The 17109-nt window shown below is 69.5% G+C and carries 17 protein-coding genes; 6 read left to right on the forward strand and 11 right to left on the reverse strand.

Annotated elements, in window-relative coordinates; all coding sequences use genetic code 11:
* Positions 1-41: 41 nt before the first annotated feature.
* A complete protein-coding gene (locus CRT60_RS15395; RefSeq protein WP_098737876.1) occupies positions 42-854 on the reverse strand; it encodes an AraC family transcriptional regulator in 813 nt (270 codons plus the stop codon).
* 93 nt (positions 855-947) lie between these two features.
* On the opposite strand from CRT60_RS15395, the gene CRT60_RS15400 reads away from it, so the two are divergent.
* The 3 genes from CRT60_RS15400 to CRT60_RS15410 are packed head-to-tail and all read left to right on the forward strand — an operon-like array spanning position 948 to position 4167.
* Positions 948-3074 carry an FUSC family protein gene (locus CRT60_RS15400; RefSeq protein WP_098737351.1) on the forward strand — a complete coding sequence of 709 codons (2127 nt, stop codon included), beginning with the start codon at positions 948-950 and terminating at the stop codon, positions 3072-3074.
* Entirely contained in the window at positions 3071-3286 is a 216-nt protein-coding gene (locus tag CRT60_RS15405) for a DUF1656 domain-containing protein (protein WP_098737352.1), read from the forward strand. Before CRT60_RS15400 ends, CRT60_RS15405 begins: the two co-directional genes overlap by 4 nt.
* Complete coding sequence (locus tag CRT60_RS15410) at positions 3283-4167, forward strand: efflux RND transporter periplasmic adaptor subunit (RefSeq protein WP_098737354.1); 885 nt, start codon at positions 3283-3285, stop codon at positions 4165-4167. Before CRT60_RS15405 ends, CRT60_RS15410 begins: the two co-directional genes overlap by 4 nt.
* A gap of 57 nt (positions 4168-4224) precedes the next feature.
* On the opposite strand, the gene CRT60_RS15415 is transcribed toward CRT60_RS15410, so the two are convergent.
* Positions 4225-4749 (reverse strand): hypothetical protein, encoded by a 525-nt coding sequence (locus tag CRT60_RS15415; RefSeq protein WP_143273277.1) that lies wholly within the window; start codon positions 4747-4749, stop codon positions 4225-4227.
* Between the two features lie 97 nt (positions 4750-4846).
* A complete protein-coding gene (locus CRT60_RS15420) occupies positions 4847-5596 on the reverse strand; it encodes an SDR family oxidoreductase (protein ID WP_098737358.1) in 750 nt (249 codons plus the stop codon).
* Positions 5597-5693: 97 nt separating this feature from the next.
* Here CRT60_RS15420 and CRT60_RS15425 point away from each other — a divergent pair, with 97 nt between their 5' ends.
* Complete coding sequence (locus CRT60_RS15425) at positions 5694-6629, forward strand: AraC family transcriptional regulator (protein ID WP_098737360.1); 936 nt, start codon at positions 5694-5696, stop codon at positions 6627-6629.
* Between the two features lie 21 nt (positions 6630-6650).
* Here the strand turns inward: CRT60_RS15425 and CRT60_RS15430 are convergent, their stop codons facing one another.
* From CRT60_RS15430 to CRT60_RS15465, 8 genes are all read right to left on the reverse strand, one after another.
* A complete protein-coding gene (locus CRT60_RS15430; RefSeq protein WP_098737362.1) occupies positions 6651-7484 on the reverse strand; it encodes an enoyl-CoA hydratase in 834 nt (277 codons plus the stop codon).
* A gap of 52 nt (positions 7485-7536) precedes the next feature.
* On the reverse strand, positions 7537-8604 hold the full coding sequence (locus tag CRT60_RS15435) for an ABC transporter ATP-binding protein (protein WP_098737364.1): 1068 nt from the start codon (positions 8602-8604) through the stop codon (positions 7537-7539).
* A complete protein-coding gene (locus CRT60_RS15440; RefSeq protein ID WP_193548434.1) occupies positions 8601-10367 on the reverse strand; it encodes an ABC transporter permease in 1767 nt (588 codons plus the stop codon). The genes CRT60_RS15435 and CRT60_RS15440 overlap by 4 nt, the downstream gene beginning before the upstream one ends.
* Before the next feature lie 117 nt (positions 10368-10484).
* Positions 10485-11540 (reverse strand): extracellular solute-binding protein, encoded by a 1056-nt coding sequence (locus tag CRT60_RS15445; RefSeq protein ID WP_098737365.1) that lies wholly within the window; start codon positions 11538-11540, stop codon positions 10485-10487.
* 60 nt (positions 11541-11600) lie between these two features.
* Positions 11601-12359 (reverse strand): SDR family oxidoreductase, encoded by a 759-nt coding sequence (locus tag CRT60_RS15450; protein ID WP_098737367.1) that lies wholly within the window; start codon positions 12357-12359, stop codon positions 11601-11603.
* A complete protein-coding gene (locus CRT60_RS15455) occupies positions 12356-12817 on the reverse strand; it encodes a MaoC family dehydratase (RefSeq protein ID WP_098737369.1) in 462 nt (153 codons plus the stop codon). The genes CRT60_RS15450 and CRT60_RS15455 overlap by 4 nt, the downstream gene beginning before the upstream one ends.
* The gene (locus CRT60_RS15460) at positions 12814-13230 is read right to left on the reverse strand and encodes a Zn-ribbon domain-containing OB-fold protein (RefSeq protein ID WP_244592518.1); all 417 of its coding nucleotides are present in this window, start codon (positions 13228-13230) and stop codon (positions 12814-12816) included. The genes CRT60_RS15455 and CRT60_RS15460 overlap by 4 nt, the downstream gene beginning before the upstream one ends.
* Before the next feature lie 10 nt (positions 13231-13240).
* A complete protein-coding gene (locus CRT60_RS15465) occupies positions 13241-14410 on the reverse strand; it encodes an acetyl-CoA acetyltransferase (RefSeq protein WP_098737372.1) in 1170 nt (389 codons plus the stop codon).
* Positions 14411-14841: 431 nt separating this feature from the next.
* On the opposite strand from CRT60_RS15465, the gene CRT60_RS15470 reads away from it, so the two are divergent.
* Together CRT60_RS15470 and CRT60_RS15475 are read left to right on the forward strand one after the other, a co-directional pair.
* Positions 14842-16044 carry a CaiB/BaiF CoA transferase family protein gene (locus tag CRT60_RS15470; RefSeq protein WP_098737374.1) on the forward strand — a complete coding sequence of 401 codons (1203 nt, stop codon included), beginning with the start codon at positions 14842-14844 and terminating at the stop codon, positions 16042-16044.
* A 62-nt stretch (positions 16045-16106) separates the two neighbouring features.
* Positions 16107-17093 carry a LysR substrate-binding domain-containing protein gene (locus CRT60_RS15475; RefSeq protein WP_204561933.1) on the forward strand — a complete coding sequence of 329 codons (987 nt, stop codon included), beginning with the start codon at positions 16107-16109 and terminating at the stop codon, positions 17091-17093.
* Positions 17094-17109 lie beyond the last annotated feature (16 nt).

Genomic DNA, 17109 nt, shown 5'->3' on the forward strand with positions numbered 1-17109 from the left:
GCAGCCGGCGGCCCCCCACACTTTCCCGCACGTCGGCTCGGCTATCGCGACAAGGCCGACAGCTTCTTCGCCCTGCGCTGGGTGAAATATTGTGCCGGCGTGCTTCCCAGCGCCTTCTTGAACATCGTGATGAAGGCATTGACCGACTCGTAGCCGAGCGTGTCCGCCACCGTCTGCACAGCGGCCCCGCCGGCCAGTTCGCGAAGCGCCACGACAAGGTGAAGCTGCTGCCGCCAGCGCCCGAAGGTCAGGCCGGTCTCGCGGAGCATCAGGCGGGCCAGCGACCTCTCGCTCATCGCGACGCGTCTGGCCCAGTCCCCCAGGGTGCTGCGGTCGGACGGGTCGAGCGTCAGGGCGTCGGCAATCGCCCGGATCTTCGGATCGTTGGAGATGGGCAGGTTGAAGTGTTCGCGCGGCATCCCGGCCAGCTCGTCCAGCGTCACCCGTGCAAGCCGGGCGGCATGGCTGTCCGGCGGATAGTCCAGAACCTCGCCGGTCAGCCGGTTGACCAGTTCCCGCACCAGCGGAGAGATCGACAGAGTGCAGCAGACCGCGGGCAGGTTTGCCGCTCCCGGCTCGACGAACAAATAGCTGAGCCGGGCATTCGCCGTCGTCCTGACGCTGTGCGGCATGCCGCCCGGAATCCACACGCCGCAATCGGGCGGCACGATCCAGATCTCGTCGTCCGCGGTGCAGGTGACGGCGCCATGCAGCGCCAGAATCAGCTGTCCCCGCCGATGCACATGCACCGGCACTTCCGCCTCGTAGTCCGCGAAGTCGAGCAGGCGTGCGACGGCAGGCCGGTCCGCAAGATCGGGATCGAAGACGGAAACGGCGGACCGTGACCCGGACATCGCATTCGGCATGGTCGGTTTTGGCATGATTAAGGGATTTTTTGACAGGATACCTAATTTATCTGGGTGCGCAACGCGCCGATACTCGGGGGCATGAGAACCCACTCTCCTTCGAACCGGCTCCTGACCGCCACCGGGATCGCGCTGCTGCGGACGGATGCGGACGCGCTGCTCTTCTCGGCGAAAAGCTTCGCCGCGGCGATGCTGGCCTATTACATCGCGCTGCGCGCAGGGGTGCCGAAACCCTCCTGGGCCATCGTCACCGTCTACATCGTTTCGCAGACCTCGGCCGGCGCGTCGCTCAGCCGCGGCGTCTACCGCTTCGCGGGCACGATTGTCGGCGCGGCGGCGACCGTGGCGATCGTCCCCTGTTTCGTGAACGATCCGCTTGTCTGCAGCGTGGTCCTCGCCGGCTGGATCGGCCTGTGCCTCTATCTCTCGCTGCTCGACCGCACCGCGCGGGCCTATGCCTTCGTTCTGTCCGGCTACACCGCCAGCCTGATCGGCTTTCCCGGCGTGTTCAATCCCGCCGCCATCTTCGATACGGCGTCGGTGCGGGTCCAGGAGATCTCCATCGGGATCCTCTGCGCCGTTCTGGTCCATCGCTTCGTCCTGCCGAAGCGCATGACCGGCCAGTTCACCGCCAAGCTGTCGGCGACGCTGCGGGATGCCCGCCGGCTGGCGGGCGATGCGCTCCACGGAAGTTCCGGGCCGGAGATCCGCCGCGATCGCGACCGGCTCGCCGGCGATCTTCTCGCCTTGCAGGGGCTGGCCGGTCACCTGCCCTACGACCCGGTCCCGGTGACGCCGAGCCGCGAGACGCTGCACCTGATCCATGACCGGCTTGCGCGGCTGCTGCCGCTCGCGACGGAGGTCGCGGACCGCATCCATGCGCTGCGCAGCGGAGACCGCAGTTTGCCCGACGAGCTGGCCGCACTGCTGGATGAGGCGGGGCATTGGCTCGCTGCCGCCGATGCGGCCGGGCGGGATGCCGTCGCGATCCGGCTGATCGACCGCGCCCGGACGCTGCGGACACGCATCGCCGGGGAGGCTGTAACGGCCGGCGACAGGCTCGCGGCCAACCTCGCCGGCCACCTCGCCGAGCTGATCGGCCTGCTTCACGAGTGCGACCGGCTCGGACGGATCGTTGTCCGGAGCAGCGCCCGGACCGCCATTGCCGCCACCATGCCGCCGGACGCCGCATCGCATCGCCGCGCCGGGCGCGCGACGGGCTATGTCTATCACCGCGACCCCTGGATGGCCGCCCGGAGCGCGCTGGGCGCGGTCGCCGGCATCGTCATCGGCTGCGCGTTCTGGATCTGGTCGGCCTGGCCGGAGGGCGGGCTGGCGGTGTCGATCCTGGGCGTCTGCTGCGCCCTGTTCGGCAATGTCGACACGCCGGCGCCGAATGTCGTCAAATACATGACCGGCTCGCTCGTCGGGGTGGCGGTCAGTCTGGTCTACGGCTTCGCCATCCTGCCCCGCGTGACGGATTTCGCCGGTCTCGCCGCGGTGCTGGCACCGGCCTTCCTGGTCGCCGGCTCGCTGCAAGCCCGGCCGCCGACGACCTACATGGCGCTCGGCATCACTTTGACGATCCCGATCCTGTCGGGGCTGGGCGCCAGCTATGCCGGCGATTTCGCCGGGTCGCTCAACAGCGTCGTCGCGCTGTTCGCGGCAACAGGATTTGCCGTCGTCAGCATGAGCCTGTTCCAGACCATCCCGGTCGATGCGGCAATCGGCCGGCTGCTTCGGCTGAACCGGCGGGATGTCAGGCGGCGGGCCCTGGGCGGCGCACCCGACGAGGCGCTCTGGACGAGCCTGATGATCGACCGGACGGCGCTGCTGCTGCCGAGGCTCCGGCTGTCCGGGGCATCCCACCCGGATGTGCTCGACGACACCCTGCACCATCTGCGCGTCGGTCACGCCGCCGGACGGCTTCATCGGGCGATCCGGCATCTCGACGGCAATGACGGCGCCAGTGACGGTGAGATCGCTCATGACGGGTTCGAGCTTCTCACCGCGGTTGCCCTGCGCTTCGGCCCCGGATACCGGGCGGGACCGTCCGATGCCACGGCACTGCACCGGCGCATCGAAGCGCTGATGGCGCGGATCGCCGAAAGCCCGACTGCCGGCCGTGCTCTGCTGCTCGACCTGCTCATCGACCTCCGGTTCGCCCTCGGTCCGGGCGGTGCGGTGGCTTGGGAGACCGACCGATGATCCCCGATCTCGATGTCGGGGGCGTCTTCCTCCCCGGTCTGCTGGTGCTTGCCCTGGCGGCGCTCGCCGGCACCGTCGCGCTGGTCCGTCTCTTCGCGGCTGCGGGGCTGTTCCGCCTGACCGCCAGCCGGCCGCTCGTCGAACTCGCCACCTTCGCCCTCCTCTACGGCCTGCTTTTGCAGGCCCTGCCCTCCAGCGGAACATTCCAATGAAAGCTGTGCTGTCCCTGCTCGGGCGCTATGCCCTGACCCTTTGCTTCGGCACGGCTGCCGCCGTCGTGGCGTTGCAGGTGTGGAACCGTCACGAGCAGACGCCGTGGACGCGGGATGCCCGGGTGAGCGCGGAGGTGGTCCAGATCGCGCCGGAGGTCTCCGGGACCGTGGGCGCCGTCTCCGTCGCCGACAACCAGTATGTGCATCGGGGCGATGTCCTCTATGCGATCGACGCCGCGCGGTTCTCGCTCGCGGTGGCGTCCGCACAGGCCGAGGCCGAAGCCCGGCGCCAGGACATGCTTGTCCGGCAGGCGGCGGCGCGGCGGCGAAGCCAGCTCCGCGAGGTCATCTCGCAGGAGGATGTGCAGCAGACGGCCGGTGCCGCGGCACAGGCGGCGGCGACCTATGACGGTGCGGTGGCGGCGCTCGATCTCGCCAGGCTCAACCTCGCGCGGGCGACGATCCGGGCGCCGGTCGACGGGTATGTCACCAACCTGCGGCTGCGGCCTGGCGACTATGCCACGGCCGGCGTGACGAAGATCGCCATCCTCGACGCCACCAGCTTCTGGATCACCAGCTATTTCGAGGAAACCAAGCTGCGGCGGATCCGTGTCGGCAGCCCGGCGCAGATCATGCTGATGGGCTTCGACGAACCGCTGTCCGGCCATGTCGAAAGCATCGGCCGGGGCATCGAGGACAGCAACGGAACGCCCGGTCCCCTCGGCCTGCCGAACGTCGAGCCGACCTTCAGCTGGGTCCGCCTCGCCCAGCGCATACCGGTGCGCATCCGCATCGACCGGGTGCCGCCCGGCGTCGAACTGGCGGCGGGCATGACGGCGACCGTCGCCATCGGGTCCGGGACGGACTCCGACGCGCTGTGACCCGCCGCGTCGGATGTCGCGCGCCGGATGTCGCGTGCCGGATGTCGCGACTGCCGCTCAAGGCGGCGGGGGCAGCCGGCCGCGGGCGATTTCGACCGGGTAATCGGCGAAGAAGACCGGAAAGGTGCCATGCTCGGCGCCCCCCAGCATGGCGACATACCAGCCGGCATAGGCCCAGTCCGCACCCTGGCCGTCGCGGGCGATCTCGGGAAACCGCTCGATGAACTTCGCGGCGAGATGGCGGGCGGAATCCTGCGACGAATCCTCCCATCCGAAATAGCGGTCCTTCTGGCCTGTGCTGTAGCTGGCGACCTGCCGGCTCCAATCGAGCGGCTCCCACCCGTTCGCGGCCACATTGCCCGCCGGCGTGACGTGGCAGCGCCAATGGCATCCGGACGGGGCCATGCCGGGCGCGATCCTGAGGCGCTGGTACCCGACCTTGTGAAGCTCGCCCACCATGGCGAGCAGGCGGCCGGCCCAGCGGATGGCCGGATCGGTGGGCGGAGACAGCGACACCGGCATGACTTGCGCCCCGTCCATCCGCATCTCCTCCCCTGATTGGCCGATCATCGATTGAGCCATCGCCGTTCCGGCCTTGCAAGCATCCAGGGGCAGCCCGGCCCCCGACCGTCAAGCGGCGGTTCCGCGCAGCCCCCGCGGCTTCGCCGTGCTCCGGAGTTCAGCCGGCCTCGGCCATCCATGCTTCGGCATCGGCGCCCGCGGGGATGCGCAGGGGTGCCGAGGGGTCGGTCGCGGTGCGCCAGATCGCCTGCGCGACATCCTCGGCATGGGTCACCGGACCCGCGTTGCTGCGCATTCCCGTCAGCATGCGCTCGATCAGCGGCTGGTAATCGGGGTTGTCGAGGCCGCGCAGATGCCGGCGCGCGCTTTCGCCGAACTTCGTTTCGGGCGAACGGCCGGGCATCACCAGATGCACCCGGATGCCGAAGGGCTCCAGTTCGACCGCCAGGGATTCGGTGTACGCATCCACCGCGGCCTTGCTCGCGCGATAGACGCCGATCAGCGGCAGCGGCTTGAGGAGGGCGGCCGAGGTGACGTTGATCACCACGCCCGCACGGCGTTCGCGGAACTGCGGCAGTGTGGCCTGGAGCATCGCCAGCGTGCCGAGCGTGTTGGTCTCGAAAAGGGATTTCGCCGTTTCCGGGCTCGTCAGCTCCACCGGGACGGGTGCGCCGAAACCGGCATTGTTGACCAGAACGTCGATTGGACCGGCATCGCCGATCACCCGATCGATGCTGCTCCGGTCGGTGATGTCGAGCGGCAGGACGCGCAGACGCTCGGACGCGGGCAGCATGTCCGCGCGCCCGCTGCGCGTCGTCGCGATGACAGTCCAGCCGCGGTCGAGGAAGAGCCGGACGGTCTCAAGGCCGAAGCCGGACGAGCAGCCGGTGATGAGGATGGTGGACATGCGAGGCCTCGTTTCATGGGTGTGGCCTGCATGCTAGCCAGGGAGAGCAGGACGGTATACGGTTGGGCGTCCTCATTTCTACGCAGATGGTCCTGATTTGCGCGTCGATCCGCTTGCCGAAGTCGTCAGCCTCCTGAAACCCGCCGCGCGGTTTTCAAAATTCGTGGAGTGCGCCGGATCCTGGCGCATCCGGCGCGAAGGCACCGGGGAGCCGTTCTATTGCGCGATCCTGGAAGGCAAATGCCGGATGATGGTGAACGGCCACACGCCGGCGGTGCTCGAAGCCGGGGATTTCGTCATGGTCCCGGCCATGCACGAACTCATCAACGAGAGTCCGGTGCCGCCGCCCCCCGGCGTGTTCGAAAGGCCGGCGGAGATCCGGGCAGGGCATTTCCGGGCCGGATGTGCGGAGGGATCCCCGGATCTGCGCATGCAGGTCGGGCACTGCGTTTTCGATTCGCCCGACGCCCCGCTTCTGGTGCCCCTGCTGCCCCGCACCGTGATCGTCCGGGGCGAACCCCGTCTTCTGACGGTGATGCAGCTCGTCAGCGACGAATCGCAGGCGCGCAGGTCGGCCCGCGACCTTGTCCTGGAGCGGTTGCTGGAGGTGTTGCTGATCGAGGCGTTCCGCTGCGCCGGCAGTGTGGATGGCGCACCGGGCCTGGCGCGCGGGCTTGCGGATCCGCGGCTGGCCGACGCGTTGGGCGCGATGCACGCCGAGCCGGACCGCAGCTGGACGGTGGCGGACCTCGCCGCCGAAGCGGGGATGTCGAGATCCGCCTTCTTTGCCCGCTTCGACCGGGTCGTCGGCGTGGCGCCGATGGAATATCTGCTTTCCTGGCGCATGGCGCTGGCCAAACAGCTTTTGCGCGACAGCGAATTCGGGGTCGAGGAGGTCGCGGAGCGTGTCGGCTACAGCTCGGCCAACACGTTCACCGTCGCCTTCACGCGCTTCCAGGGGGTTTCGCCGGCACGCTACTCACGGTCGCCCGGCACCGGCGAAGGCCCGGCGTCGGCGAAGGATTGGCGCTGAGTTTTCAAATCCGCGCTGCACTCAGCTCCCGCTCCAGACCGGGGGGCGCTTTTCCAGGAACGCGGCGATGCCCTCCTGATAGTCGGCCGACAGGTAGCAGCGGCGCAGCAGGTCGCCGTCGATGTCCGGCGGCAAATCATGGTCGCGCAGCCGGCGCAGCCCCTCGCGCGTCGCCCAAAGGGTCAGGGGGGCCAGCGCGGCCAGCTCCTCGGCCACCTGCTGCCCATGGGCGGTCAGCTCGTCCTCGCCGGCGACGACGGTGCGCACCGCCCCGGCCGCCGCCAGATCGGCCGCGCCCAGCAGGCGGGCGCTGAAGATCATCTCCCGCGTCCGCGCGGTGCCGAGCAGCGCCGACAGCCTCGCCAGATTCTTGACGCTCAGGCAGTTCCCCACCGTGCGGGCGATGGGGAAGCCGAAGCGCACCGACGGCGAGGCGATGCGCACGTCGCAGCTGGAGGCCAGCAGCGCCCCCTCGCCGATGCAGGGGCCCGAGAGAACGGCGACCGTCGGCACGCGCACCGCCTCCAGGGCCATCGCCGCCGCCTCGGCACGGGTCTCCAGGATGGCGAAATCCTCGGGCGAGGAGACGCTTTGCAGGCAGGACAGATCGGCCCCGGCCATGAAGGCCGGCTTGTCGCCGGCCGCACCGGTCAGGGCAAGCGCCTTCACCGTGGGATCGGCATCGACCGCCCGGCAGATCTCGATCAGCCGGTCTTCCATCCAGGGGGTCATGGCGTTGCGGGCGCGCGGACGGTTGAAGATCACCCATTCCACCGCGCCGCGCCGCTCCGTCAGGATTTCGGGGGCAGGGTCGGGGGCGGCGCCCGTCAGGGCGCCGGTGGTCGGATCGGTCATGATCGAGGATTTCCTTTAAAGGCCGCCTTTGAAGACCGCCAGGGGAAGGCCGTCAGGCGGAGGGGGCCAGGATCTGGCAGGCGTCGATGGGGAGATGGACCGTCGTCGCCGCACCCGGTCCGTAACGCCGCTCCGGCGGTACGAAGGCGCGGATCGTCCGCCCCTCGCCGATGTCGACCAGCACGTCGCGATGCTCGCCGAGATAGGCGGAGCGGACGATCGTGCCGGGCAGGCTGTTGCAGGACAGGCCGCCGTCATCGTCCAGCCGCACCTTGGAGGGGCGCACGCAGAGCGAGACGGAACCGCCGCGCGCCACCCCGCTGCGGTCGGGAGCGGTCAGCACGCGGTCGCCGATGCGGATGCTGCCCTCGCCCTCGCCGGTGCCGGGCAGCTCGTTGTTCGATCCGATGAAGCGGGCGACGAAGGCGTTGGCCGGCCGCTCGAACACGTCCTCGGGCGTGCCGAACTGCTGGACCGCCCCCGCCTTCATCACGGCGATGCGGTCGGCGGTGACCAGCGCCTCCGACTGGTCGTGGGTGACATAGACGGTGGTGATGCCCAGGAGGTCGTGGACCTGCCGGATCTCGAAGCGCATCTCCTCGCGCAGATGGGCGTCGAGGTTGGACAGCGGCTCGTCGAGCAGCAGGATGGAGGGCTCCACCACCAGCGCGCGGGCCAGCGCGACGCGCTGCTGCTGGCCGCCCGACAGCTCGGACGGGTAGCGGTCGCGCAGGCTCTCCAGCCGGACGGTGCGCAGCGCGCGGGTCAGCCGCTCGGCGATCTCGGCCTTGGGCAGGCGGCGGATGCTGAGCCCGAAGGCGACATTCTCGGCCACCGTCTTGTGCGGCCAGACCGCGTAGTTCTGGAAGACCAGCGAGATGCCGCGCCGTTCCGGCGGCAGCACACCGCGCGGCGAGGAGAGCAGCACGTCGTCGGCCCAGATCTCGCCCTCGGTCGGGCTTTCGAAGCCGGCCAGCAATTGCAGGGTGGTCGATTTCCCGCAGCCCGACGGTCCCAGCAGCGCCAGCAGCGTGCCGTTGGGAACCTGGAGGTCGATGCCGTGCAGCGCGGTGTAGCTGCCGAAGGACTTGCGCAGATTGGTGATGCGGATGCCGCTCATGAGGGAACTCCGGCCGCCGTGGCGGTCTTGCGGGAGGTGCGCCGGGCGCCGGTCAACCCGGCGAGCGGGCGGGCCACCGCCACGAGGAACAGCGTGATCAGGAGGAGAAGGACGCTCATCGCGCAGACGGCTTCGTAATTGCCGCCGTCCTTGGCGTTGTAGATCAGCGTGGTCATCACATTGGTCTTCGGCGTGATCAGGAAGACGGCGACCGACAGCTCGCGGATGATCGGGATGAAGACCAGGAACCAGCCCGACACCAGCCCGCCGCCCATCAGCGGCAGGGTGATCGACAGGAAGGTCCGCGCCTCGCCGGCGCCCAGGCTGCGGGCGGCGCGCTCCAGCTCCGGCCCGATGCCCTTCAGGATCGACCCGCCATGGGAATAGGCGATGGGCAGGAAGGTGGCGGCGAAGGCGGCGATCAGCAGCAGCGGCGTGCCGTAGAGGTTGAGGGGGGCGCGGGTGTAGGCGGCGAAGAAGCCGACCGACAGGACGATGCCGGGGATGACGATGGGCACCGTCGCCACCGCCCCCAGCAGGGAGGCGCCGACCATCAGCCGCCGCTCGACGATATAGGCGACCAGCGTGCCGAGCGCCACGCACAGCGTCGCCCCCAGCGTCGAATAGACCAGCGAGTTGACGATGGCGGTGTGGGTTTCCGAATTGCCGAAGATCGCCCACCAGTACCAGTAGAAGGACAGGTTCTCCCAGCTCAGACCCTGGCCCCAGGCGCGGGTCAGCGACACCATCAGCAATGCTGCGTAGGGCAGGAAGACCGACACCAGCGGCACCAGCAGGGCGAGGAACAGCGCGGGCCAGCGCCAGCCGCCGAGCCGGATCTGCCGCCCGGCGCGCGTCTTGCCGGAGATGGTGACGTACTGCTTGCGGCCGAGATAGCGGCGGCGCATCCAGAACAAAGCACCGGTGACCAGCAGCAGCGGCATGCAGTAGGCGGCGGCCAGATAAATCTCCGGCGGGAAGAGCTGGTAGAACTCGGCCAGCTTGGTGGTGACCACCGGGATGCCGGTCGGCGTCAGCAGGAAGGCCGGGACGCCGAACAAAGTCAGGCCCTGGATGAAGGAGAGGATGAAGCTGGCGATCACCGCCGGGGCGGCGAGCGGGATGGTGATGCTGACCATCGTCCGCAGCACGCCGCAGCCGAGCGTCGTCGCCGCGTCCTCCAGCTCCACCGCCATCTCGTCGAGCGCGCTCGACACCATGGTGAAGCTGTAGGGGACGGTGTAGATGCCGCAGACGAAGATGGCGCCGGCCATCGAATAGATGTTCAGCGGCGCCCCGGCGCCTTCGCCGGCCAGCCAGCGCCATGCGCTGTTGAGCCAGCCCGAGTTGGGCGCGGCCAGCAGGATCCAGCCGGTGGCGCCGATGAAGGACGGGGTGACGAAGGCGGTCAGCGTCAGGACGCGGATGGTGCGGCGCAACGGCAGGTCGGTGCGCGACACCAGCCAGGCCAGCGGCACGCCGATGCCGACCGCGATCAGCGCCGTGGCGGCGGCCAGGATCAGGGAATTGACCAGCGGTTCGATCAGCTCGGCCGACTGGACGACGCGCGCGTAGTTGTTCAGGGTCCAGGCGCCGGTCGCGTCGTCGTGCAGGCTGTTGAACAGCACCCAGCCGAAGGGCTGGACCACCAGCAGCACCAGGAGAAGGATGACGGCGCCGAGGACCGCCGCCTTGACGAGCGGCACCCGCGCCATGACGGGACGGGATTCGGCGTCGCGGGAACTGGTTGAAATGACCCCCATTGGGTCCGCCTCCCGTTTCCAGGGATGGGCCCTGCGGCCCAGCATGATGGAGTGTTCCCGAACCTGCGGCCGGGTGGCAACCGCCGCCGGTCCGGGATTTTGAACCTTTCGGGGAGGCTAGCGCACCAGCTCCTTCCACTTGGCGATGCCCTCGGCCACTTCGGCGGCAAGGTCGTCGCCGCTGTTGCGGTACCATTTCAACTGGTCCAGCGAGCGGCCCTCGGCCCAGGCGACGTCGGTGCGCAGCGTCGGCCAGAAATTCTTCGACAGGATGTCGGAGACCTCCCTGGAATAGAGGAAGTTGGTGAACAGCCGGGCGGCGTTGGGGTGGGGCGCCTTCACCGGAATGCCGGTCAGGCCGAGGTTGAGGATGGCGTCGTCGGTCGGCACGCTGACGTCGATGGGATTGCCCGCCGCCTTCTGGGTCAGCGTGTAGCTGAAGGGCGCGCCGGACCCGACCACGCGCTCGCCGGCCAGGATGTCGGTGACGGTGTCGACGTTGGACTGGCCGACCTTCGGCTTCTGCTGGCCGAAACGGCGCAGATAGTCGTCGCCGTACTTGCGGCGGATGGCGACCACCCAGCTCGCCACGTCGCCGGAGAAGGCGGGGCTGCCGGTGGTGATCTTGCCCTTCCACTGGTCCTCCAGCAGCGCCATCCAGCTCGTCGGCGGAGCGGAGACCTTGCCCGGCGCGTAGTTGATGCTGGTCAGGCTGATGGCGCCGACATGGTACATGGCGTCCTTGTCCAGCCCCTTGAAGGCGGTGGGCAGCATGGCCGCGTCGGGCGGGTCGTAGGCGGCGAGCGCGCCGATCTTCTTCAGCTCGGTGTAATGCAGCAGGTTGGTGGTGCCCAGGGAATCGCACTCGGCGACGCCGTTCTGCAATTCCAGCCGCAGGCGGGTGTAGACGGTCTGCGAGGCCTGGCGGAGAAGCTGGACCTCGATGCCGGGATACTTCGCCTTGAAGGCGTCGCGGATCGCCTCCATCGTCTGCTGCTCGTAGGAGCCCCAATAGAGCGTCAGCGCGCCTTCCTTGCGGGCGGCGGCGTAGAGCGGATCGTCTTGTGCGGCCGCCAGCCGGGCGAAGCCGGTTCCGGCGAGGCCGCCGGACAGCAGCGCCGCCCCGGCCAGTCCACCCGTCTTCAAAAGCCCGCGGCGAGTGATGTCCGTCATGTTCGTCGTCCCTGTTCGGTGTTGCGAGGATGCCGTTTTCGGCTTGGTTGGTTTTCGTGCTCAGTAGTCGCCGGTGGTGGCGCCGCCATCGGCGACGATGGTCTGGCCGGTGATGTAGGAGGCATCGTCCGACGCCAGGAAGGCGACGATGGCGGCGATCTCCTCCGGCTTGCCGAGCCGGCCGATGGGGGTCTTCCCCACCCATTGCGCGCGGATCGCCTCAGGCACGCCCTCGACGATGCTGGTCTCGACCACGCCGGGGGCGACGGCGTTGACCAGGATGCCGCGCCGGGCGCCTTCCAGCGCCGCCGTCCGCGTCAGCCCGACCACGCCGGCCTTGGAGGCCGAGTAGTTGGCCTGCCCGAAGGTGCCGAGCATGGCGGTCGAGGCGATGTTGACGATGCGGCCCCAGCCGCGGTCGCCGACCAGCCTGAAGGCGGTCTGGCAGCCGAGCCACGTGCCGCGCAGATTGACGTCGAGGACGGCGCTCCAGTCCGCGTCGCTCATCTTCACGAGCGAGCGGTCGCGGACGATGCCGGCGACGTTGACCAGGATATCGACGGCGCGGAACGGCTCGGGCAGGGCGGCGACGGCCGCTTCCCAGCTCCCCCGGTCGGCCACGTCGAGCTGCACGGCGAAGGCGTCGCCGCCGCCGTCGCGCAAGTCCGCGGCGACCCGTTCGGCGGGTTCCAGCCCGATGTCGGCGACGATGACGGCAGCGCCCTCGGCCGTCAGCCGCCCGCACACCGCGCGGCCGATGCCGCCGCCGCCGCCGGTCACGAAGGCCGTGCGGCCCTTCAGACGATCCTGCCTGCTCATGCCGTCACCTGCCCCTTGACTTGGCGTCCGATGGAGAAGACGTCCTCCCCCTCCTGCACCGTGTCGCCCGCCTGGTTGCGGACGGTGATGCCGACGCGGACGATGCCGCGGTCGGGCTTCGACGCGCTGGGGCGGACCTCCAGCACTTCCGCCTCGTACTGGATGGTGTCTCCGGCGAAGACCGGGCCGACGAAGCGGCGGCGGGTCTCCAGGAAAGCCAGGATCGCCCAGTCGTCGATGGCGGAGCGCAGGCCGGTGCTCATCGAATGGGTCAGCATGCCGTGGGCGATGGTGCGGCCGAAGCCGGTCGCCTTCGCCGCCTCGGCGTCCATGTGCAGCGGGTTGAAGTCGCCGGTCAACCCGGCGAACCAGACGATGTGCGCCTCGGTCACGGTGACGCGGCTGGACAGCGCGCGGGCGCCCGGTTCGATGTCGTCGAGGTGGATGGTCTCGGTCATGCGTCGCTCCCTCCTGCGGTGCTGGGGGGCCGGAAAATCGGCAGGCTGATGGTGTCGTCCAGGCGATGGAAGGCGACGGCCAGAGGCAGGCCGGCGCGCAAGCTCCCTTCGGCGATGCCCTCGACCCGCGAGAAGATTGTGACGCCCTCCTCCAGCCGGACCAGGGCGCAGGTGTAGGGATCGCCGCGCGTGTTGCCGCGATGGACGACGGAATAGCTGAGAAGCTCGCCGCGCCCGCTTGCCTCGACCCACTCCGGGGTGGCGTGGGGCGCATGGATGGAGTGGGCGCGCGGGTACCACTGGTACAGCCCGGTCTCCGGACAGCGCTGGATCAGGAAGCGCCCCTCGCGCGCCGCCTCCCAGAAGGGGGCGGAGGTCTCGTCGGGGATCGGCAGCGTCGTCATGGCGGTCATGGGTGCCCCCTTACACGGCGAGGATGGCGGTGGCGGCGGAGCAGAAGGTACCGCCCAGGCCATGGGCCAGCGCGACCTTGGCGTCCGGCACCTGGATGCCCGGCGCGTCGCCGCGCAGCTGGCGGACGCTCTCGATCAGGGTGAAGATGCCGCGCTTGCCCGGATGGTTGGAGGACAGGCCGCCGCCGTCGGTGTTGGTCGGCAGGCTGCCGCCATCGGCCGACAGGGCGCCGGCCGCGACGAAGGGGCCGCTCTCGCCGCGTTCGCAGAAACCCAGATCCTCCAGCGCCAGCATCGGCGTGATGGTGAAGGCGTCGTAGATCTGCGCCACGTCGATGTCGGCGGGTGTCATCCCGGCCATGGCGAAGGCGCGCGGTCCGGACAGGGCGGCGGGCGTCGTCAGGTCGTCGGGGATCTGGCTGTTCTGGGTCCGGGCGACGGCGGCGCCATAGCCGGCGAGATAGACCGGGCGGCGCTTCAAATCGCGCGCCCGTTCGCGGCTTGTCATCACCAGCGCGCCGCCGCCGTCGGTGACGACGCAGCAGTCCAGCCGGTGCAGCGGCGAGGCGATCATCGGCGAGGCCAGCACGTCCTCCACCGTGATCGGCTTGCGCAGCCGGGCCTGGGGGTTGGCGGCGGCGTGGCCGCGGAAGGTGACGGCGACCTGGGCCAGCTGCTCCGGCGTCGTGCCGTAAAGGTCCATGTGGCGGCGGGCGAACAGACCGTAGGTCGAGATCAGCGTCGGCGCATAGGGGATCTCGTACTGGCCCGGCCCGGCCGGGAAGACGAAGGGATCGAAGGACGGGGTGGAGAGCGGCCACCAGCGCGGGCAGGCGGCATAGCTGATGACCACGACCTCGGCCAGCCCGCTGGCGATGGCGGCGGCGGCCTGTCCCGCCTGCAAGATATAGGAGCAGCCGCCGACGTCGGTGCTGTTCACGTAGGTCGGCTGGATGCCGATATACTCGGCCAGTTCGATGACGTCCATCGTGCCGCCGCCCTCGGCCCAGTCGCCGGACGCCGCGCAGAGCCCGTCCACATCCGTCAGGGCCAGCCCGGCATCGTCGAGCGCGCCCAGGATGCACTCCATCTGGAGGGCGAAGGGATGGACGCGCGGCGCGTCCCGGCGGGGGGACTCATAGGCGCCGACGATGGCGGTCTTGCCCGAAAGCTGCTTCACGCGCTGGTCGTCCTTTCACGGTTGCAGGAGCCCTGGCGCCGGCGGTGGGGCGTCGGCGTGCAAAGAGGGGGCCATCGGACAAGTATTGGAAGACGAGGCGACGGGGCGGCACGGGGAACGCGAAGATGTCCCGGCGTCCATCATAGAACTCGATCGCCGCCGGTGCGCTGCCGGCACAATCGAGAATACCGGACACCCTCCGTGTCACAAGCAGAAAAAAGTGTGCGCTCCGGTGCATGGAGCGCACCAATGACCGCCGCCCGTCCGGTGCGTTTGCTGCACCGGATTGGGCCAAACTAAGCGATTGTTTTCGGAGCGCCGCGGCGCAAGCCTTTGGGCATGCCTTTCCCGTCCAAACTCCGGTCGGCGCCTTGCGGCGCGGCCATCTCCGGCCCGGACCCCCGGCGTCCGGCAGCCCCGAAGGACCGCTCATGACCAACACGGAAACCCAACGCCGGGACGGCCCGCTGGCCGGCGTGCGCGTTGTCGATCTCACCCACATGTTGGCCGGCCCCTACAGCACCTGGCTGCTCGGCGCGCTGGGGGCCGACGTCATCAAGATCGAGCGTCCGGGCAGGGGCGATTTCACCCGTGTCATCGCCCCCTTCAGCGACGACGAGAGCATTTACTTCATGAGCGTCAACCGCAACAAGCGGAGCCTTACGCTCAACTTGAAGGAGGAGAAGGGAAAAGAGATTTTCAGGCGCATCGTCGCCACCAGCGACGTGCTGGTGGAGAACAACCGGGCCGGCACGATGGACCGGCTGGGGCTGGGCTACGGCGACCTTAAGCCGGTCAACCCGAAACTGGTTTACGCCTCGATCTCCGGCTTCGGGCAGGATGGCCCCTACCGCCACCGGCCCTGTTTCGACGTGGTGGCCCAGGCGATGTCCGGCATGATGAGCATCACCGGCGAGCCCGGCGGCCAGCCGGCCCGCGTCGGCGCCTCCATCGGCGACATCGGGTCGAGCCTGTTCGCCACCATCGGCATCCTGTCGGCCTTGCAGAAGCGGGCCGCCACCGGGGAGGGCAGCTTCATCGACGTGGCGATGCTGGATTGCCAGCTGGCGCTGATGGAGAACGCCATCGCCCGCTATCTGAATGCCGGCGACGTGCCGCGCGCGCTGGGCAGTCGCCATCCGCTGATCGCCCCCTTCCAGTCCTTCCCCACCGCCGACAAGCCCATCGCCGTCTGCGTCGACACCAACGAGCAGTGGGAGCGGCTGGTCGGCGCCATGGGGCTGCAACATCTGCTGGCCGACCCGCGCTTCCTCACCGGCTCCCTGCGCAACGCGCACCATGCCGAGCTTGAACCGCTGCTGATCCCGGTCTTCGCCGGCCGCAGCCGCGACGAGTGGCTGGAGCGGCTGGAGGCGGCCGACGTGCCGTCCAGCCCGATCAACAGCGTGGCCGACGCGCTGGTCGATCCGCAGGTGGTCCACCGCGGCATGGTGGTGGAGGTGCCGCCGAACTCCGGCAAGCGCTTCGCCGCCGTGCCGATCCACATGCAGGGCGCCCCGCTGGCGGCCGAGGCCCCGGCGCCGCGGCTGGGCGAGCACACCGACGCCATCCTGGCCGAGCTGGGCTTCGCCGCCGCCGACATCGAGGCGCTGCGCAGCGCTGCGGTGGTGTGAGGATGGACGGGCGGACGCCGAAGGAGAGGGGCGGGAACGGGGCGCGTGCGGTGCTGGCGAAAATGCTTCATGATGGCGTCGGATCCGACCCATCGCACACCGCCCCGCCGCACACCGCCCCGATGACCCAGCCCCGCATGGCGCGCCGCCTTCCTCCGCTCCTCGCGCTTCGCGCCTTCGACGTCTTCGCCCGGCTGGGCACCGTGCGCGCCGCCGCCGACGAGCTGGCGGTGTCGCACACCGTGGTGTCCCGCCACATCCAGAACCTGGAGCAGTCCGTCGGCGTCAAGCTGGTGACCAAGTCGGGGCGGGGCCTGTCCCTGACCCGCGAGGGCACCCGCTTCGCCGCCCAGATGCACCGCGCCTTCGATCTGATCGCCGACGCCAGCAACGAGCTGCGCAACGGCGGGATCGAGGCGGTGCACATCTGCTGCCTCGCCGGCCTGGCCTCGCGCCGCCTGCTCGGCCGGCTGCCGGATTTGGAAGCGGCGATGGACGGGCGCGAGGTGATCCTGCAACCGACCTCCGCCCGACCCGATTTCAGCCGCGGCGAGGCGGATGTCGAGATCATGTATCTGGAGGACGGCGCCGCCGCCGTCGCCGAGGGGCTGCGCGCCGAGATGTTCGCCAAGCCGCGCATCCTCGCCATCGCCAGCCCGGAGTTCAAGGCGCGCTATCCCGACGTGCGGACCGCCGCCGATCTGGTCGGTCTGCCGCTGATCCACGAACAGTCCACCGGCATGTGGGAGGCGTGGCTGGAGGAGGCCGGCGTCGGCGACCTGCCGCGGCTGCGCGGTCCGCGCCTGTGGCAGGCCCATCTGACCATCGAGGCCGCCCGGCTCGGGCGCGGGGTGGCGCTGGTCAGCGATCTGCTGGTCATCGACAATCTCGCCAGCGGCGAGCTGGTGGAGATGGTGCGCAGCGACGTCACCATCGGCGGCTATTACCTGATCGCCCCGGCGCAGAAATGGAACACGCCGGTCATCGCCGCGATCCGGCAATGGCTGCGCGACGTTTTCCCTCCATCGGTGCCGGAGCCGATCTCCTGAGTTTCACCATCCGGGG

The organism is Azospirillum palustre, from assembly GCF_002573965.1.
Lineage (GTDB): Bacteria > Pseudomonadota > Alphaproteobacteria > Azospirillales > Azospirillaceae > Azospirillum > Azospirillum palustre.

Bases quoted from the DNA above. Each gene is read 5' to 3' on its own strand.
- CRT60_RS15395 (WP_098737876.1), bottom strand. From the start codon at position 854: ATGTCCGGGTCACGGTCCGCCGTTTCCGTCTTCGATCCCGATCTTGCG.
- CRT60_RS15400 (WP_098737351.1), top strand. From the start codon at position 948: ATGAGAACCCACTCTCCTTCGAACCGGCTCCTGACCGCCACCGGGATC.
- CRT60_RS15405 (WP_098737352.1), top strand. From the start codon at position 3,071: ATGATCCCCGATCTCGATGTCGGGGGCGTCTTCCTCCCCGGTCTGCTG.
- CRT60_RS15410 (WP_098737354.1), top strand. From the start codon at position 3,283: ATGAAAGCTGTGCTGTCCCTGCTCGGGCGCTATGCCCTGACCCTTTGC.
- CRT60_RS15415 (WP_143273277.1), bottom strand. From the start codon at position 4,749: ATGGCTCAATCGATGATCGGCCAATCAGGGGAGGAGATGCGGATGGAC.
- CRT60_RS15420 (WP_098737358.1), bottom strand. From the start codon at position 5,596: ATGTCCACCATCCTCATCACCGGCTGCTCGTCCGGCTTCGGCCTTGAG.
- CRT60_RS15430 (WP_098737362.1), bottom strand. From the start codon at position 7,484: ATGACCGATCCGACCACCGGCGCCCTGACGGGCGCCGCCCCCGACCCT.
- CRT60_RS15435 (WP_098737364.1), bottom strand. From the start codon at position 8,604: ATGAGCGGCATCCGCATCACCAATCTGCGCAAGTCCTTCGGCAGCTAC.
- CRT60_RS15440 (WP_193548434.1), bottom strand. From the start codon at position 10,367: ATGGGGGTCATTTCAACCAGTTCCCGCGACGCCGAATCCCGTCCCGTC.
- CRT60_RS15445 (WP_098737365.1), bottom strand. From the start codon at position 11,540: ATGACGGACATCACTCGCCGCGGGCTTTTGAAGACGGGTGGACTGGCC.
- CRT60_RS15450 (WP_098737367.1), bottom strand. From the start codon at position 12,359: ATGAGCAGGCAGGATCGTCTGAAGGGCCGCACGGCCTTCGTGACCGGC.
- CRT60_RS15455 (WP_098737369.1), bottom strand. From the start codon at position 12,817: ATGACCGAGACCATCCACCTCGACGACATCGAACCGGGCGCCCGCGCG.
- CRT60_RS15460 (WP_244592518.1), bottom strand. From the start codon at position 13,230: ATGACCGCCATGACGACGCTGCCGATCCCCGACGAGACCTCCGCCCCC.
- CRT60_RS15470 (WP_098737374.1), top strand. From the start codon at position 14,842: ATGACCAACACGGAAACCCAACGCCGGGACGGCCCGCTGGCCGGCGTG.
- CRT60_RS15475 (WP_204561933.1), top strand. From the start codon at position 16,107: ATGCTTCATGATGGCGTCGGATCCGACCCATCGCACACCGCCCCGCCG.